General features: G+C 63.6%; 1 pseudogene. It reads left to right on the top strand.

Features of this window, described 5'->3' with window-relative positions:
• Positions 1-221 precede the first annotated feature (221 nt).
• Positions 222-335, top strand: a pseudogene (locus tag KDH83_RS32790) (transcriptional regulator); the annotation flags it as partial.

Consider the following 335-nt stretch of genomic DNA (forward strand, 5'->3'; position numbering starts at 1 on the left):
GCTTTGGCAGGCCGTGAAGTTGAGCGTAATATCAGACAGCAACAAACCGTGACGCACTACGAACTGACCGTGCGCATGAGCGACGGCAGCGCCCGTCAATTCCGCAGCGCCCAGCCGTTCGCGTATGCGTCCGGCGACCGCGTCCGCGTGGAAAACAATCAACTGCTGCCCGGCTGAGCCTGGCGGCCGGCGGCAACCATCTGTTTAGGGGGAAACCAGGTATGAGCGATCAACACGGCAATCCGTTCGTCCTGCCGGGCTTGGGCCAGCATTCCGATCTGTCCGGCAATCCCCTGCTGGCCAGCATGGCGATGATGCGCCCGGCCTGGGCTGGC

The sequence above is a fragment of the Achromobacter sp. Marseille-Q0513 genome, assembly GCF_018195695.1.
GTDB lineage: Bacteria > Pseudomonadota > Gammaproteobacteria > Burkholderiales > Burkholderiaceae_B > Achromobacter.